The organism is Pantoea sp. BJFS-204 (assembly GCF_049310725.1).
GTDB classification, from domain to species: domain Bacteria; phylum Pseudomonadota; class Gammaproteobacteria; order Enterobacterales; family Enterobacteriaceae; genus Pantoea; species Pantoea agglomerans.
The window spans coordinates 314,443-333,137 of record NZ_JBMOWE010000001.1 but is presented as its reverse complement, the minus strand read 5'-3'; the positions used below and the strand labels follow the sequence as shown (position 1 = coordinate 333,137).

Below are 18,695 nucleotides of genomic sequence, written 5' to 3'. Positions count from 1 at the left end.
AACCCCTTACGGCGCTGTGTAGAGAATCACTGCGGCAGTCGCCAGCAGGTTCAACAGCGTCAACGGCAGACACACTTTCCAGCCGAATGACAGCACCTGGTCGTAGCGTGGGCGCGGAAGCGCAGCACGAATCAGGATGAACATCATCATAAAGAACGCCGTTTTCAGGGCGAACCAGATGAACGGCGGCAGGAATGGGCCATGCCAGCCACCAAAGAACAGCGTCACAATCAGCGCTGAAACGGTGGTGATCGCCACATATTCGCCAACAAAGAACAGGCCGAACTTCATACCGGCATATTCGATGTGATAACCGTCCGCCAGTTCCTGCTCCGCTTCTGGCTGGTCAAACGGATGACGGTGACACACCGCCACGCCAGCAATACAGAAGGTCACGAAACCGAAGAACTGCGGAATGATGTTCCACAGGTGCGTCTGGCTGTTGACGATATCGTTCATATTGAACGAGCCCGCCTGCGCTACCACGCCCATCAGCGACAGACCCAGGAACACTTCGTAGCTCAGGGTCTGCGCCGAGGCGCGCATCGCACCCAGCAGCGAGTATTTGTTATTACTCGACCAGCCGGCAAACAGCACCGCGTAGACCGCAAGGCCCGCCATCATCAGGAAGAACAGCAGACCGATATTCAGGTCTGTCACCATCCAGGTTGGCGAAACCGGCACGATAGCAAAGGCCAGCAGCAGTGAAACAAAGGCGATAACCGGCGCAAGAGTAAAGATAAAGCGGTCGGTAAACGGCGGAACCCAGTCCTCTTTAAAGAACATTTTGATCATGTCCGCTACCAGCTGGAGCGAGCCACCCCAGCCTACGCGGTTTGGTCCGTAACGGTTCTGGAACAGGCCGAGCAGACGACGCTCGGCGAAGCTCATGAACGCGCCGCAGGCCACAACCACCAGCAGAATCACGATGGCTTTAACAATGGCCAGCAGAATGTCGATAACGTCCGGTGTTAACCAGCTCATTGCGCCGCCTCCTGCAGAGTGTCGATTTTACCGTTCGCCAGGAATGGCGGAACGCCCGGCATGCCCAGCGGCAGACCAATCTGTCCCGCCTGCAGTGACGCCGAGAAACGGACCGGCAGACGCACTGTCTCACCGGCACAGATGAACTCAACCGCCGCGCCATTGTTGACGCCCAGCTTCGCTGCATCTTCCGGGTTAATCACCAGTGCAGGCGGTGCCATACGCTGCTGGAAGACCGGTGAACGCTGTGACATCTCTTCACTACCAAACAGCTGGTAGAGAGGGGCCACGCGCCACTGCGCTTCACTGACGAATGCCGCCGGAACGTTGCTGAACCAGGGCAGACTGGCTGCGCTGGCTTCAAACAGCCGTACACCCGGATCGCCATTACGCAGTTTGCCGCCCACTTCAACCTGGAACTTGTTCCACGCCTGCGGTGAGTTCCAGCCCGGTGCCCAGGCAAACGGAATCTGCGAACGCAGTGCGCCTGGCTGGTTGTTCCCTTCCATTGAGAAGGCGAACATCGTGTCCTGATCCTGCGGCTGACGCGGTTCGTGCACGCTGATATTGGCGCGCGCCGCGGTACGGCCACTGGCACGGTGCGGTGAACGCGACAGTTTCTGTCCACGAATACGGAAGCTGGCATCCGGTGCCGCATCCTTGATTCCGGCCAGCTGTGGCAGATGAGTCACCACCGCATCGATCACGTGGTCCAGCTGCGTCCAGTCGACGTGACGGCTTTCCAGCGTGCTGTGCAGCGAATGCAGCCAGCGCCAGCTCTCCAGCATCACTACGTTGTTGTCATAGTAAGAAGGATCGTAAACCTGGAAGAAACGCTGTGCGCGGCCTTCATGGTTGATCGAGGTGCCATCACTTTCGGCGAAGCTGGCGGTTGATAACACCAGACCCGCTTTCTCAAGCGTCGCGGTGCGCTGATGATCAACCACAATCACGTTAGTGGTCTGGGCCAGCGCCGCATCAACCAGCGCTTTCGGTGCATGGCGATAGAGGTCATTTTCCAGTACCACCAGCGCATCGGCTTCACCGTTGCTCAGTTGCTCCAGCGCGCTCTCCAGAGGATTGCCGCCCATCAGGCCAAGACCCACGCTGTTGGCGTGTCCCGCCAGCAGCGTAATCCCGACGTCGGCACCGCGCGCTTTGAGCGCTTTGGCCACGTTGGCAGCCGCTTCGATCATCGCGCTGCTGCCGGAATGGGTCCCGGAAATAATTAACGGTTTTTTCGCGCCAGCCAGCGCCTGCACGATGACATCCATCTTGCCGTTCAGTTTGCTGTCGAAATCGGTCACCGCCGGGGCGGTTTCATCCAGCGCACTGGCGATAGCGAAACCGAGACGCGCCTGATCTTCAACCGGTGCGCGATAGCTCCATGCCGCGATATCATCCAGACGGGTTTCATCGACGTTAGTGATAAACAGCGGATGTTTCGCATTCTGACCGATGTTCAGGATCGCGGCGATCTGCCAGTCTGCCACTTTCTGAGCGGCAGCCATGTCGCGCGCTTTGCCTTTCACGGCCTGACGCACTGACAGCGCCACGCGTGCGCCCACCTGGGTCAGATCTTCGCCCAGCACCAGCACCGCATCGTAGCTTTCAATTTCACGCAGCGATGGCGTATAGATACCGCCCTCACGCAGGATTTTCAGCATCAGTTCAAGCCGGGCCTGCTCGCCCGCTGGCATGCCGGTAGAGAAGTTCTCTGCACCGACCAGTTCACGCAGCGCGAAGTTACTTTCAATGCTGGCGCGCGGCGAGCCGATACCGATCACTTTTTTCGCCTGACGCAGCAAATCTGCACCGGCATTGACCGCCTGCTCTGCGTTCAGCGTCACCCAGTCGTTGCCGCGCAGCAGCATCGGCTGGCGTGGGCGATCTTTACGGTTCACGTAGCCATAGCCAAAGCGGCCACGGTCACACAGGAAATAGTGGTTTACGGTGCCGTTATAACGGTTTTCGATACGGCGTAACTCACCATAACGCTCACCCGGGCTGGTGTTACAGCCCACACTGCACTGCTGGCAGATGCTCGGCGCAAACTGCATATCCCATTTACGGTTATAGCGTTCGGAGTGCGTTTTATCGGTGAAGACGCCGGTCGGGCAGATTTCAACCAGGTTACCGGAGAATTCGCTCTCCAGCGTGCCATCTTCCGGACGACCGAAGTAGACGTTGTCGTGCGCGCCGTAGACACCCAGATCCTTGCCATCGGCATAATCTTTGTAGTAACGCACGCAGCGATAACAGGCAATACAGCGGTTCATCTCATGGGAGATGAACGGGCCGAGATCCTGATTACGGTGGGTACGTTTGGTGAAGCGATAGCGGCGGAAGCTGTGGCCGGTCATTACTGTCATATCCTGCAGGTGACAGTTACCGCCCTCTTCACACACCGGACAGTCGTGCGGGTGGTTGGTCATCAGCCACTCCACCACGCTTTCGCGGAACTCTTTTGCTTCGCCATCATCGATGGAGATGAATGTGCCGTCAGAGGCCGGCGTCATGCAGGACATGACAAGACGGCCGCGGGTATCTTCGGCATTCTGGAATTGCTTTACCGCACACTGGCGGCAGGCCCCAACGCTTCCCAGCGCCGGATGCCAGCAAAAGTAAGGAATATCAAGGCCCAGAGAGAGACATGCCTGTAGCAGGTTGTCCGCTCCGTTCACATCATACTCTTTACCGTCTACATGAATTGTAGCCATAGTGACATGCTTCCGTAAGGCTCGTCAGAGACGAGCGTTAATCATATTCTTGCCCCGACGCACGACATTGTCGGGGCGGCGGCACCAGGCCTGTTCCGTGTTCTTCGGCGAATTACCAGCGCGCTTTCAGCAGGTTTGGCTGGATCCCGCCAATGGCGCGGGTATTGCCAAACACCTGCGGTGCCATGCCGGCTTCAAACTCTTCACGGAAATATTTAATCGCACTCTGCAGTGGCTCAACCGCACCCGGCGCGTGCGCGCAGAAGGTTTTACCCGGGCCAAGCTGACGGCAGAGTTGCAGTAAGGTTTCGATATCGCCTGGCTGACCCTGCTTCTGCTCCAGCGCGCGCAGAATTTTGACGCTCCACGGCAGGCCATCGCGACACGGTGTACACCAGCCGCACGACTCACGAGCAAAGAACTCTTCCAGGTTACGCACCAGCGAGACCATGTTGATCTCGTGATCGACCGCCATCGCCAGCGCCGTACCCAGACGACTGCCCGCTTTGCCGATGCTGGCAAACTCCATGGGCAGATCCAGGTGCTGGTCGGTCAGGAAGTCAGTCCCTGCCCCGCCGGGCTGCCAGGCTTTGAACTTCAGTCCGTCACGCATACCGCCCGCATAATCCTCAAGGATTTCACGTGCGGTGATACCAAATGGCAGCTCCCAGACGCCGGGATTTTTAACCCGTCCGGAGAAGCCCATCATTTTGGTACCGGCATCTTCGCTTTTAGAGATGTTTTTGTACCACTCCACGCCGTTGGCCAGAATCGCCGGAACGTTGGAGAGGGTTTCCACGTTGTTCACGCAGGTCGGTTTGCCCCACGCGCCCGCACTCGCCGGGAATGGCGGTTTCGAACGCGGATTGGCACGACGGCCTTCCAGTGAGTTAATCAGTGCCGTCTCTTCGCCGCAGATATAACGACCTGCGCCGGTGTGGACAATCAACTCAAAGTCGAAGCCGGTACCGAGAATATTTTTACCGATATAGCCCGCTTCGGTCGCTTCAGCAATCGCACGACGCAGATGCACCGCGGCTTCAATGTATTCGCCACGTAAGAAGATATAGCCACGGTAAGCCTTCAGCGCAAAGGCGCTGATCAGCATGCCTTCCACCAGCTGGTGAGGCATCTGCTCCATCAGCAGGCGGTCTTTATAGGTGCCCGGCTCCATCTCATCGGCGTTACACAGCAGGTAACGGATATTCATCGACTCATCTTTCGGCATCAGGCTCCACTTCAGCCCGGTGGAGAAGCCCGCACCGCCGCGCCCTTTCAGGCCTGAATCTTTGACTGCCGCAACGATTTCATCCTGCGACATGCTTTTCAGCGCTTTTTCCGCACCGGCATAGCCGTTTTTACTGCGATATTCGTCAAGCCAGACAGGTTGCTTGTCGTCACGCATCCGCCAGGTCAGCGGATGAGTTTCTGCAGTGCGAATGATCTGTTTAATTGTCATTGATACTGCTCCAGCAAACCAGGGATGCCTTCCGGCGTCAGATGCACATGCGTGTCTTCATCCACCATCATCGTTGGCCCCTTATCGCAGTTACCCAGACAGCAGGTTGGCAGCAGTGTAAAGCGGCCATCGGCAGTGGTCTGACCCGGTTTGATATTCAGTTGCTGTTCCAGTGCTGACTGGATGCCCTGATAACCGGTGATATGACAGACCACGCTGTCACAGTAACGGATCACATGACGGCCAACCGGCTGACGGAAGATCTGGCTGTAAAATGTCGCCACACCTTCAACATCACTCGCCGGGATACCCAGAACCTCGGCAATCGCATTGATGGCGCCGTCCGGCACCCATCCGCGCTGTTTCTGCACGATCTTCAGCGCTTCAATCGAGGCTGCACGCGCATCTTCATAGTGGTGTTTTTCGTGCTCAATGGCGTGATGCTCTTCCGCGCTCAGCACGAAGACCTCGTTAGGGTCGATCGTTTTAATGGCAATGTGTTGATCGTGCATAATTAGCGGTCCACGTCTGACATAACAAAATCGATACTACCCAGATATACGATCAGGTCGGATACCAGGCTGCCACGGATTACTGAAGGAATCTGCTGCAGATGCGGGAAGCTCGGCGTACGCACGCGGGTGCGGTAGCTCATGGTGCTGCCATCGCTGGTCAGGTAGTAGCTGTTGATCCCTTTCGTCGCTTCAATCATCTGGAACGACTCATTGGCTGGCATCACCGGCCCCCACGAAACCTGCAGGAAGTGCGTGATCAGCGTTTCAATGTGCTGCAGCGTGCGCTCTTTCGGTGGCGGCGTGGTCAGCGGATGATCCGCTTTAAACGGACCCTCTGGCATGTTGTTGAGACACTGCTCAAGAATGCGCAGCGACTGCCACATCTCTTCCATTTTCAGCATGACGCGGCTGTAAGCATCGCTGATGCCGTCGCCGACCGGGATTTCAAAATCGAAGTTTTCGTAGCCGGAGTAGGGACGCCATTTACGTACGTCAAAGTCGAGACCGGTAGCACGCAGACCAGCACCGGTAGTGCCCCACGCCAGCGCCTCTTCCATGTTGTAAGCAGCAACGCCTTTGGAACGGCCAATCAGTACGCTGTTGCGCAGTGCCGCTTTGTCATACTCTTTAAGACGTTTTGGCATCCAGTCGAGGAAGTCACGCAGCAGACGTTCCCAGCCTCGCGGCAGGTCATGCGCGACACCACCGATGCGGAACCACGCCGGGTGCATACGGAAACCGGTAATCGCCTCAACCACGTCATAGATTTTCTGACGGTCGGTAAAGGCAAAGAACACCGGCGTCATGGCCCCGACGTCCTGAATAAAGGTGGAGATATAAAGCAGGTGGCTGTTGATGCGGAACAGCTCAGAGAGCATCACGCGGATCACATTAACGCGATCGGGCACCACGATACCGGCCAGTTTCTCCACCGCCAGTACGTACGGCATTTCATTTACGCAGCCGCCGAGGTACTCGATGCGGTCAGTGTAAGGAATGTAGCTGTGCCACGACTGACGCTCGCCCATCTTTTCGGCACCACGGTGGTGATAGCCGATGTCAGGCACGCAGTCGACAATCTCTTCACCATCCAGCTGCAGAATGATGCGGAATGCCCCGTGCGCCGACGGGTGGTTAGGCCCGAGGTTCAGGAACATGAAGTCTTCGTTGGTGGTGCTGCGCTTCATGCCCCAGTCTTCAGGCTTAAAGGTCAGCGCTTCCATCTCCAGATCTTCTTTCTGCTTGGTCAGCGTAAACGGATCGAATTCGGTGGCGCGCGCCGGGTAATCTTTACGCAGCGGATGGCCTTCCCAGGTCGACGGCATCATGATGCGCGTCAGATGCGGGTGACCATCAAAGGTGATACCAAACATCTCCCAGGTTTCACGCTCATACCAGTTGGCATTCGGGAAAAGGCGGGTGATGGTCGGCAGATGCATATCGTTTTCAGAGAGTGCCACCTTGAGCATGATGTCGCGGTTGCGTTCAATCGACAGCAGGTGGTAGAAAACGGAAAAATCCGCCGCAGGCAGGCCTGCACGGTGGGTACGTAAACGCTCATCCACGCCATGCAGGTCATAAAGCATGACGTAAGGCTTGGGTAATTTACGCAGGAACTCGATAATTTCCAGTATCTGTTCACGCTTCACCCACACCACCGGAATACCGGTACGGGTTGGCTGAACAGTGAAGGCATCCGGCCCAAAACGGTTACGCAACTCGCCGATCACCGGGTCATCAAGGTGATCACGGGTTTGCCATGAAGGCTGAGCGAGATCTTGCGTGGTCAAATCTGTCATACGTTACTCACCATTCCGGCCTGGTCTCAGGCACTCAAATGAAGGCGTCAGGATGGGGCCATGCATTAAATTGTGATGTTCTGCTGCAGGCGCTGTTTTCCATCCATACGGTTTTAAACTTCGTCCGGGCTGCGCAGGTTTGTGACTGCAATGCGCTCGCCGCGTTTTCTTTCACGCTCAGATGGCATGTTGGCGCGATAAACGCCCTGATCGCCAACCACCCATGAGAGCGGACGGCGCTCTTTGCCGATCGACTCCTGCAACAGCAGCAGTGCCTGCATATACGCTTCAGGACGTGGCGGACAGCCAGGAATATAAACATCGACCGGCAGGAATTTATCGACACCCTGCACCACGGAATAGATGTCATACATGCCGCCAGAGTTGGCGCAGGCACCCATGGAAATCACCCATTTGGGTTCCAGCATCTGATCGTACAAACGCTGAATAACCGGGGCCATTTTGGTGAACGGCGTACCGGCAATGACCATGAAATCGGCCTGACGTGGCGAAGCGCGCATAACTTCGGCGCCAAAACGTGCCACGTCGTGGACCGCGGTGAACGATGTTGTCATCTCAACGTAACAACAGGACAGGCCAAAGTTATAAGGCCAGAGGGAGTTTTTACGCCCCCAGTTCACCATGTCATGCAGGGCATTTTCGAGTTTGCCCATATAAACGCTGCGATGAACGTGCTGCTCCAGCGGATCGCTGACGATTTCCTGCTTTTGCAGAGGATAACGGTCGTTCTCACCACCGTTCGGGTCTATGCGGGTGAGCGTATAGTCCATCTTATTGCCTCTCTTTTACTGCTTATGAGGATTGGTGTGGCTGACCGTAGTGGTTTTGACCACCACGCGACGGCGAGCTGGAGCCCAGTCCAGTGCGCCAATGCGTACCAGATAGACCAGACCCGCCAGGAGCACCAAAATGAAAATTGCGGCTTCCACAAAGCCGATCCAACCGCTTTCACGGATTGAAGTCGCCCATGCGTATAAAAAGAGGGCTTCGACGTCGAAGATGACGAAAAACATCGCAACCAGATAAAATTTCGCCGACAGGCGGATATGGGTATCACCAACGGATTCAATGCCCGATTCGAATGGCGTGTCTTTGTAGCGGGCGCGCGCTCTGCCGCCAAGCAGCCATCCTCCGGTCAGCATGAAAGCACACAGGCCAAAGGCAATAACGATAAATACGATAAACGCCCAGTGCTGAGCGATGATTTCGGTGGTAGTTGACATACTCATTGCTTACTCATCAAAAGTGGCGCTGGCATCCTGCACGCGTTTCCCGCAGCAAACTGACCACATCGATTCAAGGGAAGGATAAAAACCTTTCAAATGTCGCTGTTATTACGTAATAAGCAGCTATTTTATGGGGTTTTTTACTCCTTTCTATAACCTTTTGTCAACTTTGACAAAAGTATCCAAACATTATTTCACACCTGCATCATATTATTAACAAATGATGCCCCGCTTTCCAGCTAAATCGCTTCAGTCTGTAGGGTTAATTTTAGTGTAGCGGGTATTCACATGCATGGATCGTGCATTTAACAAACATATTTTGACAGGTATCACTGAATTTTCCCTCCCCTTTCCAGGGCTATTTTTTTGATCCAGAACACACTTTTGCCCTTTATGCGTTAATTTTCCCCACCTGAAACGGTGATTCGGAACAAAGCGTTCGGTTTTTTGGTCTGGATGTTTCAATTAAGCAGGTGGTGAAACTTTTTTAGTCGGGTCAGGAGAGGCAGATGAGCAGTAAGGAACATCGGACGAGGGTCAGGCACAAAAAAGCCTCTCGTTCTTTTCAGGGAAGGAGAGGCTTATTTATAAGCGTTTATTAAGGCAATCACGCAGGTATTGAGTACAACACGTTAGCGAAATTACTCTTCGTCATCCAGCAACAGTGAACCGTCGGGATTATTGCTCAGGTTATAAGGATCATTGGTGGACTGCATGGCATTGAAGATAGCCAGCGCCAGTTCATTATCGCTGTCTGGATTACGGCACAGCAGATATTGCGTATCCGGCAGTACCGGCAGTCCTTCAGCTGCACCCATAACACGCAGTTCCGGGCTCATCATCTCGACCGGACGTGCCGTCACGCCCAGTCCCGCTTTCACCGCTGCGCGTACTGCAGCCAGTGTGGAAGCGACATAAGAGATACGCCACGGGATGCCCGCTTCGTTGAGATGATCGATAGCCATATCACGATAAGGACTTGGCTCATCCAGCAATACCAGTGGAATGGCTTCGCCACGCTGGAAGATATAATCCGCTGCGCAGTACCACAAGGTAGGTGAAGTACGCAGTACCTGATAGGTAAAATTGCCCGGGCTGGAAGTCGTCACAACCAGGTCCACTTCACCCTGATTGAGCATTTCCATCATAAACGGATTACGTTTAACCCGCACATCGATTGCCAGTTTCGGATAAACCGAGGTCACCCGGTTTAGCAGGAACGGCAGAATAGTGTCAGAGGTGTCATCAGAGGCGCCAATAGTCAGCACGCCCTGAATGTTGCTGTACATCAGAGATGTGCAGGCTTCGTCGTTAAAACGAAGAATTTTTCTCGCATAGCCTAAAAGCTGGATACCGTGCTCTGTCAGAAGCTTATTACGTCCATGTCTGGCAAACAGCTCTTTACCTACCAATTGTTCCAGACGCTGCATCTGCTGACTGACTGCTGACTGGGTTCTGCAGACCGCTGCAGCAGCAGCTGCAAAGGTATTCAAATCCGCAACGGCAACGAAGGTTCTCAGCAGATCGAGGTCGAGATTCAGTATCGGACGATTTGCATTAGTCATGTTTTTTCTTCACTTATAAGATTTTTACGAACTACTACCCTGGTGTTATCACAAGCTTATCAAAGTGATAAGCAGTAATGGTGCTCAATGACAGTCCTGTGTGAAGACTGACACAAAAAAAGTTTATGTGGATCCTGCACTGTTGACTCCTCTGAAGGGTCATAGTGCTATTCAAGACAGATACAACTTCTGAACCGATGGCGCTGGGTGCGCAAATGCAGGAAGCTGCGTAGTTGTCTTATTCCCACCAGAAAGAATCGTGTGGGATAGAAAGCGCACTTTACGGGCTATCAAAGCGAAGCGGCAAAGTGCACTAAATAATAAATTATACTTAATCATTTTTGACTTCAAAATGGAAATGATTTTGTGAAAAGCGCTGTAAATTTTGTGCTAAAGGCATTTCCAGACCCTTATGCCACATTATTGATCACTTTTTAAGCCTTCAGCGTTCTGAAATTTAGTGAGGAAGTGTTAAGTACGGCTCACAATCCTGCAATAAAGGTGCCATATGAAGCTCTGCTTTTGGCACTTTTCCGGCGAACACAAGGCCTTAAACGCGCCACTCTTAAGCAGCGTTAAGGCGTAATCTTCAGACACGTTATAAAATCGTCCATAATTTGAACATTTATAAAATATCCTTTAACTATTTCTCTAAGTGTATATTTCAGGTGCAAAGAAAAGTTCCATTTCAATAACTTCCAGATAGCGTTCATGATGCTAAAGCCATATGTCGGTTCAGCAGCGCTTTGGACAAGTTAAAATCCTGCATTAATGCCAATTTATGGTTTTATTAACCAGTTTACGCGACAACAAATATTTTTTACGCTGCGCACCGGGCAAAAAGTTGTTGAACCCGCCAAAACGGGGCGGCACCCTTCTTTTGTGACTGTCAGGAGAGTACATTGTGCTGGTTGGATTTCTGTGGCAGCCAAAAGGATTCTGCCCATTAAGGCGGTAACAATGACTTTTCAAATTGATAAATCCGGAAAACTCGATAACGTCTGCTATGACATCCGTGGCCCGGTACTGAAAGAGGCTAAGCGCCTCGAAGAAGAAGGTAACAAAGTTCTGAAGCTGAACATTGGCAACCCGGCGCCGTTTGGTTTTGAAGCACCGGATGAGATACTGGTCGATGTTATTCGTAACCTTCCCAGCTCTCAGGGCTATTGTGACTCCAAGGGGCTCTATTCCGCCCGTAAAGCGATCATGCAGCACTACCAGGCGCGCGACATGCGCGATGTCACCGTAGAAGATATCTACATTGGCAACGGTGTTTCAGAACTCATCGTGCAGGCGATGCAGGCGTTACTGAACAGCGGCGACGAAATGCTGGTGCCGGCCCCCGACTATCCGTTATGGACGGCTGCGGTTTCCCTCTCCAGCGGTAAAGCAGTGCACTATCTCTGTGACGAATCAGCAGGCTGGTTCCCTGACCTCGATGATATCCGCAGCAAGATAACGCCTCGTACCCGCGGCATCGTGATTATCAACCCGAATAACCCCACTGGCGCGGTCTACAGCAAAGAGCTGCTGTTAGAGGTGGTTGAAATTGCGCGTCAGCATAACCTGATTATTTTCGCCGATGAGATCTACGACAAGATCCTCTATGACGATGCACAGCATCACTGCATCGCAGCGCTGGCACCCGATCTGCTGACTGTTACCTTTAATGGCCTTTCTAAAACCTATCGCGTTGCCGGTTTCCGTCAGGGCTGGATGGTACTGAACGGGCCAAAGAAACATGCTAAAGGCTATATAGAAGGACTGGAGATGCTCGCCTCGATGCGCCTGTGTGCCAACGTACCGGCGCAGCATGCGATTCAGACGGCGCTGGGCGGCTACCAGAGCATTAGCGAATTTATCATGCCGGGTGGTCGTCTCTACGAGCAGCGGCAGCGCGCCTGGGAGTTGATTAATGATATCCCAGGCGTCAGCTGTGTGAAGCCACAGGGCGCGCTTTATATGTTCCCGAAAATCGATGCCAAAAAATTCAACATTTTCGACGATCAGAAGATGGTGCTGGATTTTCTGTTACAGGAGAAGGTGCTGCTGGTTCAGGGCAGTGCCTTTAACTGGCCATGGCCCGATCACCTGCGCATTGTTACGCTGCCTCGTGTGGATGATCTTGAGATGGCGATCAATAAATTTGGCCGCTTCCTGCAAGGCTATCGTCAATAATCGGGCCCGCGTATACTGACGCTATTTGGGGAGAGCCAGAGCCTGTCTCTCCCCCGCCAGCCAACAGGAACGCTCATGACACAAAGCCACTTCTTTGCTCATCTCTCCCGTCTTAAGCTGATCAATCGCTGGCCGCTGATGCGCAATGTGCGCACCGAAAATGTCTCCGAACACAGTCTGCAGGTCGCTATGGTGGCGCATGCCCTGGCCGTGATCAAAAACCTTAAATTCAACGGGTCGCTTAATGCCGATCACATTGCCATGCTGGCGCTTTACCACGATGCCAGCGAAGTGCTCACCGGCGATTTACCGACCCCGGTAAAGTATTACAACGCGCAGATCGCCCACGAATATAAGAAAATCGAGAAGATTGCTCAGCAGAAGCTGATTGAGATGCTGCCTGAAGAGTTTCAGGCGATCTATCGCCCGCTGATCGATGAGCATCTGCACAGCGAAGAGGAGCAGGCTGTTGTGAAACAGGCGGATGCGCTCTGTGCATATGTAAAATGTCTTGAGGAGTTGTCTGCCGGGAACAACGAATTTTTACTGGCCAAAGCGCGGCTGGAAAAGACCCTGGCACTTCGGCGTTCACCGGAGATGGATTACTTCGTTGAGGTGTTTATTCCGAGCTTCAGCCTGTCACTGGATGAAATCTCGCAGGATACGCCACTCTAAGCCCGGCGGTCTGGCCGCCGGGCCAGCCCTTAAGCCTGCTGACGGAAGGTAAAGCTGCCGTCAGACTCGCGGGTTATCACCAGTGACGCCAGTGAGTCGAGCTGAAGCGCTACCTCATCCAGCCGGGGCGTCTCCGCCGGCGCATTGATGGCAATCACCGCGCAGCCAGCATTCAGGCCGGATAAGATTCCGGCAGGTGCGTCTTCTGCAACCACGCACGATGTCGCCGCTAATCCCAGCTTCTCCGCGCCAAGCAGGTAGGGATCGGGCTCCGGTTTGCCCTTAGCCACCTGTTCAGCGGTAATAAACACGGCGGGCTTCGGTAAGCCTGCGGCTTTATGACGTGCATGTGCGACCGGCACTGAACCGGAAGTGACAATCGCCCAGGGAATCTGCAGTTCGTTCAGCCGGTTCAGCAACGCGTTGGCCCCTGGCAGCGCCTGCACACCGTCGGTGTCCGCCGCTTCAGCCTGCTCCAGCGCAACAAACTCCGCCTGAATAGCCTCTTCCGACTGGCCTGCCATGAAATGACGCAGAGAGGTGATCGCCTGTTTGCCATGAATGAAATCCAGGATCTCATCAGCCTCGATGCCATGACGGGCACCCCACTGGCTCCAGGCTCGTTCAACCGCTGGCAGTGAATCCACCAGCGTGCCGTCTAAATCAAATAGAAAACCTCTGTAGGTCACGCGCTCCTCCTCATCAGGCATTAATCACTTGCGCAATTTCGTTTGCACTTAAATGGTACTGGCGCTGACAAGTCTGCCACAAAGCTAACATCCGTTGATACTTTTCCCACATTGGGGTCTGCGCATTAAAACCATGGGTGCCGGAATCGAAGTGGGTATAACGCCCTTCTGTATTGACCATAAAACGGACATAACCCAGCAGGCGCGCTTCCGTTGCCGCATCGAAGCCCAGAAAGGCCAGACGCCGCTCTTCAAGCTCACCTTTCTCTTTAAGGTTCGACCACGAGACGTGGAGAGCGTGATGCATTTCCATAATATCGATCACCGTCCGGCAGATCGCTTCGCTGAGTTCGCCAAACTCTTTGTCCAGCTCCCGCATCTGCAGCGCATAACCGCGCTCGATGATGGTCTGGTAACGGCGAAAACGCTCCGCATTTTCCGGCTCAAGCATGGCCATCATTTTGTACTGATTAGTGAGAATCAAACGCTGCGCATGGGTCATTTCCATCATTTACTCCCGGTCAGAGACCGCTCAGTTAATCGACAATGGAGAAATCATTGCACAGCGTTAGCGACACGGAAATCGCCGTATCACCATTCTTTGATTTGGCCGCAGGTTAGCGGTAAATATTTTACCGCCAGCCTGGGATGGGTCAGAGATCGTCGAGGAAAGTGCGGTCGAGTTGTTTGAACGCCCGCTTTAGCAGATCGGCCAGCGCCTGATAGGTCGGCTTGCCTTCTACTGGCGCTGTCGCCTGCCCCGCTTCTTCCAGCCGGGCACGAACTTCATGAAACCAGTTAAGCAGCGTCGGCGGCAGCGGCGTCACAGAACGCTTTCCCAGCCACCATAATCCCTGCATCGGCAGGGTACAGGCAAACAGCGCGGTCGCCACGGCCGGGCCTAACTGACCGCCCATCGCGATCTGCCAGGTCAGCGTAAAAATCGCCAAAGGTGGCATAAAGCGAATAGCAAAACGCGTTGCCGATGAAACACGGTTTTCCGGGAACATGGGTGCCAGGCGCTTATCAGCCGGCCAGGTCTTCATATAGTGTTGGCCGCGCTGAAACATCCGAAACCAATTGGTACTGCCAGATTCATTCGCCATGGCTCACCTCAACTAATGCTGTAAAAATTAAAAAATAGTTATAACTACACAACTTTACGTGACATCCTTCAATTATTTTTGTCTTTAAAGGTGACTCCAGCTATTCTGACGCCGTTTTATCCCCTTTCCGGAAGCGGATTGCGCTTTTGGGAATAGGCCTGAGCCAGGTTCAGACGAGGCAATCTTCAAATTTTCGCGTAAGATTGCCGAAATTTTTTGCGGAAATGCAGAATTCTGTCTACCGCATGATGTTTGTCATTAATCTACCAGCTTTCATGGGCTACGCTGTTAGTCTGATTGCGTTTTATTTAGCCACTCTCAAAAAATAGGTACTTCCATGTCGAGTAAGTTAGTTCTGGTTCTGAACTGTGGCAGCTCTTCCCTTAAGTTTGCCATCCTCAACCCTGCCAGCGGTGAAGAATTCCTGTCTGGCCTGGCGGAATGTTTCCACCTTCCTGAAGCCCGCATCAAATGGAAGCTGGAAGGCGAAAAACAGGAAGCGCCTCTGGGTGCTGGCGCAGCGCATAGTGAAGCGCTGAACTTTATCGTTAAAACCATTCTGGCACAAAAACCTGAGCTTTCGGCACAAATTGCTGCAATCGGCCATCGTATCGTTCATGGCGGCGAGAAGCTGACTCAGTCAGTCATCATCACTGAAGAAGTGGTACAGGGCATCAAAGACGCCTCTTCTTTTGCACCGCTGCACAATCCGGCTCATCTGATCGGTATTGATGAAGCGATGAAAAACTTCCCGCACCTGTCAGATAAGAATGTCGCGGTATTTGACACCGCTTTCCATCAGACAATGCCGGAAGAGTCTTATCTCTATGCGCTGCCGTACAAATTGTATAAAGAGCATGGCGTTCGTCGCTATGGCGCGCATGGTACCAGCCACTTCTATGTGACCCATGAAGCGGCCAAAATGCTCAACAAGCCGCTTGAGTCACTGAATATTATTACCTGCCACCTCGGTAACGGCGGTTCTGTCTCTGCCATTCGCAACGGCGAGTGTGTGGACACCTCAATGGGCCTGACCCCACTGGAAGGCCTGGTGATGGGTACCCGCAGTGGCGACATCGACCCGGCAATTATCTTCTTCCTGCACGATACGCTGGGTATGAGCGTCGATGCCATCAATAAACTGCTGACCAAAGAGTCTGGCCTGTTAGGTCTGACTGAAGTCACCAGCGACTGCCGCTACGTGGAAGATAACTACACCACCAAAGAAGATGCGAAGCGCGCAATGGATGTCTTCTGTCATCGCCTGGCGAAATATATCGGCAGCTACACTGCGCTGATGGATGGCCGCCTGGACGCCGTGGTATTTACTGGCGGCATCGGTGAAAACGCCGCGATGGTTCGTGAACTCTCACTGAAAAAACTGGCGCTGCTGGGCTTTGACGTCGATCACGATCGCAACCTGGCGGCCCGTTTCGGTAAATCTGGTTACATCAATAAAGAAGGCACCCGCCCGGCGCTGGTGATCCCGACCAACGAAGAGCTGGTCATCGCCCAGGACGCCGCGCGTCTGACTGCGTAAACACTTCTCTCCGTCAGCTCAGGCTGACGGAGTTGTTTTTGACACCCTGCCATTACTGAGAGGTTCAAACGTGTCACGTACAATTATGCTCATTCCGACCGGCACCAGCGTCGGCCTGACCAGCGTCAGCCTCGGCGTTATCCGCGCCATGGAGCGCAAAGGCGTTCGACTCAGCGTCTTTAAGCCGATTGCTCAGCCGCGTACCGGCGGCGATACGCCGGATCAAACCACCACTATTATCCGTAAGAACTCTTCGATTCCTGCCGCTGAACCGCTGCAGATGTCACGTGTTGAATCACTGCTGGGATCGAACCAGCAGGATGTGCTGATGGAAGAGATCATCTCCCGTTACCATGCCAACACGCAGAATGCGGAAGTAGTGCTGGTTGAAGGTCTGGTCCCTACCCGTAAGCATCAGTTCGCCAACGCGCTGAACTATGAAATCGCGAAAACCCTGAATGCTGAAATCGTCTTCGTGATGGCGCTGGGCAATGACTCTCCGACACAGCTGAAAGAGCGCATTGAACTGACGCAGAGCAGCTTCGGCGGTCAGAAGAATAAAAATATCACTGGCGTGATCATCAATAAACTCAACGCGCCGGTCGATGATCAGGGGCGTACCCGCCCTGACCTGTCAGAAATTTTTGATGACTCGTCAAAAGCCAGCATCGCCAATATCGATCCTAAGCAGCTGTTCTCAGACAGCCCGCTGCCGGTGCTGGGCTGCGTGCCGTGGAGCTTTGATCTGATCGCCACCCGCGCAATCGATATGTGCCGCCACCTGGATGCGCGCATCATCAACGAAGGTGAGATTCAGACCCGCCGGGTTAAATCGGTCACCTTCTGCGCCCGTAGTATCCCGCACATGCTGGAGCATTTCCGTCCAGGCTCACTGCTGGTGACTTCCGCAGACCGCCCGGATGTACTGGTCGCCGCCTGTCTGGCCGCCATGAACGGCATTGAGATTGGCGCTATCCTGCTGACCGGTAACTACGAGATTGACGATCGTATCGCGCGCCTCTGTGACCGTGCCTTCCAGACCGGCCTGCCGGTGTTTATGGTGAAAACCAATACCTGGCAGACCTCTCTGAGCCTGCAGAGCTTTAATCTTGAAGTGCCCGCTGACGACACGCAGCGCATCGAGAAAGTGCAGGAATATGTTGCCAGCTACATTAATGCTGACTGGATTGAGTCACTGACCGCCACGTCAGAGCGCAGCCGTCGCCTGTCGCCACCGGCCTTCCGCTATCAGCTGACTGAGCTGGCGCGTAAAGCGGGCAAACGCGTCGTGCTGCCAGAGGGTGATGAGCCGCGTACGGTTAAAGCGGCCGCTATCTGTGCTGAACGCGGTATCGCCACCTGCGTACTGTTAGGCAACCCGGATGAGATTCAGCGTGTTGCTGCGGCTCAGGGTGTCGAACTGGGCAAAGGGGTTGAGATTGTTGATCCGGAACAGGTGCGTGAAAACTACGTGCCGCGTCTGGTTGAGCTGCGTAAGAGCAAAGGGATGACCGAAGTGGTCGCCCAGGAACAACTGGAAGATAACGTGGTGCTGGGCACCATGATGCTGGAGAGCGGCGAAGTGGATGGCCTGGTTTCAGGTGCGGTTCACACCACCGCCAACACCATTCGTCCGCCTCTGCAGCTGATCAAAACTGCGCCTAACAGCTCACTGGTTTCATCGGTGTTCTTTATGCTGCTGCCGGAGCAGGTGCTGGTTTACGGTGACTGCGCGATTAACCCGGATCCCACCGCTGAGCAACTGGCTGAGATCGCTATTCAGTCAGCCGACTCTGCTAAAGCCTTTGGTATCGATCCACGTGTTGCGATGATCTCCTACTCTACCGGCACGTCAGGTGCAGGCAGCGACGTTGAAAAAGTGCGTGAAGCAACGCGTATCGCGCAGGAAAAACGTCCTGATCTGGTCATTGATGGTCCGCTGCAGTATGACGCCGCGATTATGGAAGATGTGGCGAAGTCGAAAGCGCCAGATTCACAGGTTGCCGGTCGCGCCACCGTCTTTATCTTCCCGGATCTGAACACCGGTAACACCACGTATAAAGCGGTACAGCGTTCAGCCGATCTGATCTCAATCGGGCCGATGCTGCAGGGTATGCGTAAGCCGGTTAACGACCTGTCGCGCGGTGCGCTGGTTGATGACATCGTCTATACCATCGCCTTAACCGCTATTCAGTCTCAGCAGGCTGAACAAGGCTAA

Annotated in this window: 15 protein-coding genes; 4 read left to right on the top strand and 11 right to left on the bottom strand. The window is 54.0% G+C overall.

The features are described from left to right. Positions 1-6: 6 nt before the first annotated feature. The 8 genes from nuoH to lrhA form a co-directional block, all read right to left on the bottom strand. On the bottom strand, positions 7-984 hold the full coding sequence (gene nuoH / locus ACO6VX_RS01580; protein WP_003854240.1) for an NADH-quinone oxidoreductase subunit NuoH: 978 nt from the start codon (positions 982-984) through the stop codon (positions 7-9). Then, the gene (gene nuoG / locus ACO6VX_RS01575; RefSeq protein WP_422457490.1) at positions 981-3,704 is read right to left on the bottom strand and encodes an NADH-quinone oxidoreductase subunit NuoG; all 2,724 of its coding nucleotides are present in this window, start codon (positions 3,702-3,704) and stop codon (positions 981-983) included. Before nuoG ends, nuoH begins: the two co-directional genes overlap by 4 nt. A gap of 112 nt (positions 3,705-3,816) precedes the next feature. Beyond that, positions 3,817-5,157: an NADH-quinone oxidoreductase subunit NuoF gene (gene nuoF / locus ACO6VX_RS01570; RefSeq protein ID WP_029519446.1), complete on the bottom strand. Its 1,341-nt coding sequence runs from the start codon at positions 5,155-5,157 to the stop codon at positions 3,817-3,819. A 2-nt stretch (positions 5,158-5,159) separates the two neighbouring features. After that, positions 5,160-5,675, bottom strand: coding sequence for an NADH-quinone oxidoreductase subunit NuoE (gene nuoE / locus ACO6VX_RS01565; RefSeq protein WP_010258066.1), 516 nt, complete (start codon positions 5,673-5,675; stop codon positions 5,160-5,162). Between the two features lie 2 nt (positions 5,676-5,677). Continuing rightward, complete coding sequence (nuoC, locus tag ACO6VX_RS01560) at positions 5,678-7,477, bottom strand: NADH-quinone oxidoreductase subunit C/D (protein ID WP_010258063.1); 1,800 nt, start codon at positions 7,475-7,477, stop codon at positions 5,678-5,680. 113 nt (positions 7,478-7,590) lie between these two features. Next, entirely contained in the window at positions 7,591-8,268 is a 678-nt protein-coding gene (locus ACO6VX_RS01555; RefSeq protein WP_003854245.1) for a NuoB/complex I 20 kDa subunit family protein, read from the bottom strand. Between the two features lie 15 nt (positions 8,269-8,283). Further along, the gene (locus ACO6VX_RS01550) at positions 8,284-8,727 is read right to left on the bottom strand and encodes an NADH-quinone oxidoreductase subunit A (protein ID WP_010258058.1); all 444 of its coding nucleotides are present in this window, start codon (positions 8,725-8,727) and stop codon (positions 8,284-8,286) included. A 638-nt stretch (positions 8,728-9,365) separates the two neighbouring features. Next, positions 9,366-10,289: a transcriptional regulator LrhA gene (gene lrhA, locus ACO6VX_RS01545; RefSeq protein WP_010258055.1), complete on the bottom strand. Its 924-nt coding sequence runs from the start codon at positions 10,287-10,289 to the stop codon at positions 9,366-9,368. A 960-nt stretch (positions 10,290-11,249) separates the two neighbouring features. Here lrhA and ACO6VX_RS01540 point away from each other — a divergent pair. Then, the gene (locus ACO6VX_RS01540) at positions 11,250-12,467 is read left to right on the top strand and encodes a pyridoxal phosphate-dependent aminotransferase (RefSeq protein ID WP_010258051.1); all 1,218 of its coding nucleotides are present in this window, start codon (positions 11,250-11,252) and stop codon (positions 12,465-12,467) included. Between the two features lie 75 nt (positions 12,468-12,542). Further along, on the top strand, positions 12,543-13,142 hold the full coding sequence (yfbR, locus tag ACO6VX_RS01535; RefSeq protein ID WP_010258048.1) for a 5'-deoxynucleotidase: 600 nt from the start codon (positions 12,543-12,545) through the stop codon (positions 13,140-13,142). Positions 13,143-13,171: 29 nt separating this feature from the next. Here yfbR and ACO6VX_RS01530 read toward each other — a convergent pair whose 3' ends face one another. The 3 genes from ACO6VX_RS01530 to yfbV all read right to left on the bottom strand — a co-directional run bounded on the left by ACO6VX_RS01530 (position 13,172) and on the right by yfbV (position 14,937). Then, a complete protein-coding gene (locus tag ACO6VX_RS01530) occupies positions 13,172-13,831 on the bottom strand; it encodes a sugar phosphatase (protein WP_033767468.1) in 660 nt (219 codons plus the stop codon). A 13-nt stretch (positions 13,832-13,844) separates the two neighbouring features. Next, a complete protein-coding gene (locus ACO6VX_RS01525) occupies positions 13,845-14,339 on the bottom strand; it encodes a YfbU family protein (protein WP_163798967.1) in 495 nt (164 codons plus the stop codon). A 145-nt stretch (positions 14,340-14,484) separates the two neighbouring features. Then, the gene (gene yfbV / locus ACO6VX_RS01520) at positions 14,485-14,937 is read right to left on the bottom strand and encodes a terminus macrodomain insulation protein YfbV (RefSeq protein WP_010258042.1); all 453 of its coding nucleotides are present in this window, start codon (positions 14,935-14,937) and stop codon (positions 14,485-14,487) included. Positions 14,938-15,274: 337 nt separating this feature from the next. On the opposite strand from yfbV, the gene ackA reads away from it, so the two are divergent. Then, positions 15,275-16,477 (top strand): acetate kinase, encoded by a 1,203-nt coding sequence (ackA, locus tag ACO6VX_RS01515; RefSeq protein WP_010258040.1) that lies wholly within the window; start codon positions 15,275-15,277, stop codon positions 16,475-16,477. Positions 16,478-16,562: 85 nt separating this feature from the next. Continuing rightward, positions 16,563-18,695 carry a phosphate acetyltransferase gene (gene pta / locus ACO6VX_RS01510; protein ID WP_324700880.1) on the top strand — a complete coding sequence of 711 codons (2,133 nt, stop codon included), beginning with the start codon at positions 16,563-16,565 and terminating at the stop codon, positions 18,693-18,695.